Annotated in this window: 3 protein-coding genes; 1 reads left to right on the top strand and 2 read right to left on the bottom strand. The window is 43.0% G+C overall.

The features are described from left to right. Window positions 1-146 precede the first annotated feature (146 nt). Window positions 147-818: an ABC transporter ATP-binding protein gene (locus PHP87_RS11080; RefSeq protein ID WP_299921340.1), complete on the bottom strand. Its 672-nt coding sequence runs from the start codon at window positions 816-818 to the stop codon at window positions 147-149. Window positions 819-1,219: 401 nt separating this feature from the next. Between PHP87_RS11080 and abc-f the strand changes: the two genes are divergently transcribed. Then, complete coding sequence (gene abc-f, locus PHP87_RS11075) at window positions 1,220-2,935, top strand: ribosomal protection-like ABC-F family protein (RefSeq protein ID WP_276621113.1); 1,716 nt, start codon at window positions 1,220-1,222, stop codon at window positions 2,933-2,935. A 185-nt stretch (window positions 2,936-3,120) separates the two neighbouring features. Here the strand turns inward: abc-f and PHP87_RS11070 are convergent. Then, window positions 3,121-4,114, bottom strand: a 994-nt coding sequence (locus PHP87_RS11070) for a DUF6179 domain-containing protein (protein WP_299921335.1), incomplete at its 5' end; no start/stop codon positions are given.

Below are 4,114 nucleotides of genomic sequence, written 5' to 3'. Positions count from 1 at the left end.
GGTTTCATATAAACCCACTATAGTAACGGTTTATTTTATGCAAATGATAATATCGTAGGTAATATTGTACCAATAATGATAGCATTACAATATTACCCAGTGATATACTGAGAAGGGAAAAAAGCAAGCAAATTCCTATCTATTATCTATCCACCCCCAACGATTTGACCATCTTCAATACGGATAATTCGATCAGCCAACTGCGCAATTTCCTCGTTATGGGTTATCATTACGATGGTCTGATTGAATTTTAAGCCGCTCATTTTCAACAGCCCCATAACCTCCATACTGGTCTTGCTGTCAAGATTGCCAGTCGGCTCGTCGGCCAGAATAATAGCCGGTTTGGTCGCCAGGGCCTGGGCAATAGCCACTCGTTGTTGTTGTCCGCCGGAAAGATTATTAGGCAAATTATTGAGCTTGCTGTCCAGGCCCAGCGTTTTTACAACGCTGTCTAAAAAAGACTTGTCGATCGCAGCACCGTCCAGTTCAATTGGCAGACTGATATTCTCGTATACATTCAATACCGGTACCAGATTATAGTTTTGAAATACAAAACCTATATTACGGCGACGAAAAACCGTTAACTGCTTATCATTCATCTGGAAAATATCTTTGCCGCCTACCCATACATTTCCGCTGGTGGCCCGGTCCAAGCCGCCCAGCATATGTAATAGGGTAGACTTGCCGCTGCCAGATGTACCGACTACCGCTACAAACTCGCCTGCGTCTACCTCAACATCCACACCGTCCAGCGCTCTGACCAGATTTTGCCCTGAACCGTAGTATTTCTTTAATTTACTGGTTTTCAATATGCTCACAAAATCATCTCCATTACATTACTGATTGTAAAATGCTTTTTATGCATACAATTTTACTAGGTACTTCTTACAATCTTGTGACAATACGGGGTTTATCGTTACGCTGTCATTGATAAAATCTCTGGATTTGTGTTAGAATGATAAAGTAATATAAAAAGACAGGAGAAAAGCAATGCGCAAGCTTATTCTGGCCTAAATAAATAGAAGCAGATCTAAAGGAAGAACCATAGGGCTTCCAGTTGTTCTGCTATGACCAGAATGCTTGTTTACAATCTCAGGTAAATAACAGTCACCAAAGCGGGAGTGATTTTGGTGAACAACTGTATTTAAAAAGCTTGCTAAGGCTGTGAGTAACAGGTGTTACTTGCAGCCTTTGTTTATTTCTGGAGGTGGATTCTTACATGTTATTAAGCTGTCAAAAGGTTAAAAAAGTCTTCGGGGATCTAATCGTTTTAAATGGCATTGATCTGGATATATGCCGGGGAGATAGAATTGGTCTGGTGGGCCGTAACGGGACAGGTAAATCAACACTGGCCAACATTATTAACGGTAATCTTGCATATGATGAGGGTCAAATCATTACATCCCGTCAGCATGTTAGTATCGGCTATCTGCGCCAGACTGAAGCACAACCCGAGTTTATGGTTCAGGTGATTAACAGTGAAATCGGGATGAATGGAGAATTTCAACGTCTGGCCAGTCACCTAGGCATGAACCAAATTAATAACTGGTCCGGGGAACGGTTATTTAACATGAGTGGCGGAGAGAAAACCAAGCTGGCCCTGGCCAGCGTCTGGGCTTCCCAGCCGGATCTGATTATTCTGGACGAACCGACCAACCACATGGATTATCAGGGAGTAGCATATCTAATCTCTGAATTAGCCAGGTACCAGGGAGCAGCGATTATTATATCTCATGATCGTTATTTCCTTGATCGTACCGTTTCGCAAATAGCCGAACTGGAGAATGGGATGGTTCGAATGTATACGGGGAATTACTCGGCATATCGCCAGGCCCGGCAAAAGGAACGGGAAAGTCAATGGCGCATTTATCAGTCGCAGCAGAAGGAACAAACGGAAATAGATACTGCTATAGACCAGTTAAAAAACTGGTCCGCAAAGGCTCATCGCGAATCCCGAAAGAAGGGCGAAGGATTGCAGGGTGGTAAAGAATACTACCGAAAAAAAGCTAAAAAGCGTGACCAGGCCGTAAAATCCCAGATCAAGCGCCTGGAGAAAATGCGGCAGAAAAGCCTGGAGCGCCCGGCAAAAGAACAGCCGGTTAATTTTATTTTAAATGCGCGGGGGAAAGGCGGACGTCGTCTGCTGGAAGCAGATGGTATCAGCAAATCTTATGGTGAACGACTGCTATTTCGGGATAGTTCGTTCTTTATCAACCGGGGTGAAAAAATAGGCATCCTGGGCCCCAATGGCTGTGGCAAGACAACGCTTGTGAAAATCATATTAGGCCAGGAAACCCTGGATACGGGAACCATATTTCTAAGCAGCGCAGCTCGGATAGCCTATGTAAGCCAGGAATTACCCCAGGGTGAAAAAGGAACCCTGCAAGAACTGATAAAGGATTGGACCCGGGATGATCAGAAAAGCATTTTCCAATTCTTAATTACAATCGGAATCGCCTATGACCGTCTCCAGGTATCCATGGGAGAACTCAGCCGGGGAGAAAGAATGAAAATCGCTATGGGATTAGCCATTATGGGTCAATATGATCTGCTCATCCTTGATGAGCCCACCAATCATCTGGATGTGCACAGTCGGGAAGCCCTGGAGGAAAGCCTGCGGCAGTTTCCGGGATCCATTCTCCTCATTACCCATGATCGCTATTTCCTGGAGCAGATATGCGATGGTATGCTTGTTTTTGAGCAGCAAAGAATCATGCGCATCGAAGGCAATTCAGCTAAAAAGCAATTTGCTGAAACCCGTGCAGATTCAGTAAAAACGAGCAATGATGAGGAAACGTTGGTGCTGGAAACCAGAATATCCTGGGTGCTTGGTCAATTAAATCGTTACAAACCCGGCGATCCAAAATATACAGCCCTTGATAAAGAATACAGCGAGCTTATACAGCGCAAAAATGCGCTTAGCAAGCAGTTGTAAAAGCAAGCAACTGAATGACGTAAAAGACCACTCGTTAAAAAAACGAGTGGTCAGACTGTAGAAAAAGTCAAAATCAAACAGCGTGATCAAAAAAGGCAAAGAGCTGCGCGACGTCCAAGGATGGGCTAGTGCAGCAATGCCATGGATGGCAAAGAGCAGCAATTCGCCTTTTTTGACGCTCTCCCCTAGCCCAAAAAATCCCATGCATCAGTCATTTGCAAGCTGGATTTGATATAGGTTTCGATTGATTCGATTCTATCCGCGCTTAAGCTTTGCAAGAAATTGCAAAACTCAACCTGCCATTCCATTGCCTCGGCCTTTTCTCCTGGACTTGCTAAGGAAAAGCTCATAAGATTGCTTCTGATTTCCTCTATGAAAACGATTCTGGCCAAAACTGATAATTCCATATCTCCCAAGCTGTTGAACAAATCATAAAATTCATCTCCAAAAAAACAATCGGCTTCCAGAATATCTATAAAATCCCCCAGCGAATGAATGCTGGAGCGTACGATATCCGTTTTTCTCTTGGTAAAAGTGCAGTCCATGATATCATCCACCACTAGGCGAAAAGACTCATCATCCAGGCGATTGCCCTCATCAAAAACAATATCAAAATTTTGCGTTTGTTCCTTATCGATAAGGATGACATTTTCCAGACAATTATACGTTAATCCATTTATGAACCTGCTTAAAAATACGGATTTGAATTTCCTGATATAATCTTGTGGGCGGGGCTGATCAATTCCTAATTGCTTAATTAATATTTCAATGGCATCCTCAATAAGAGCTATAGTATGGCTGTGATCGAGGCCCATAAACTTCTGTTGTAAATGCTCAAATTGCTCTTGCGAAATGCGCAATTTAACCTCGCTATTTCCTGATAATACTGAATAAATTGCATTGTTGAGTACAATTTCAAATACATTGATTAAGGCCTCGCTGTAATTAATACGATAAACCCGGCCGTAAATATATAAGAGTTGATTGATATCCTCGGGAGCAAAGAGTCGGCAAAACTGATCCTCAAGCTGCAATTTCTCCAGGTATTGTTTGATATAAAAAACGCCCTGGATACTCATATCATCAATATTGATATTAAAACGCCGGCGCCGCTTGATTCCGATATTATCGGCAAGATGCCCTTTCCTCACCAGCTGTACATTCCGTAATATCATAAAA

The sequence above is a fragment of the Syntrophomonas sp. genome (genome assembly GCF_028707975.1).
Lineage (GTDB): Bacteria > Bacillota > Syntrophomonadia > Syntrophomonadales > Syntrophomonadaceae > Syntrophomonas.
The sequence above is the reverse complement of the archived record's forward strand: the minus strand, read 5'-3'. Positions and strand labels throughout refer to the sequence as shown.

Excerpts from the sequence above, each read along its gene's own strand:
- abc-f (WP_276621113.1), top strand. The coding sequence starts at position 1,220 with ATGTTATTAAGCTGTCAAAAGGTTAAAAAAGTCTTCGGGGATCTAATC.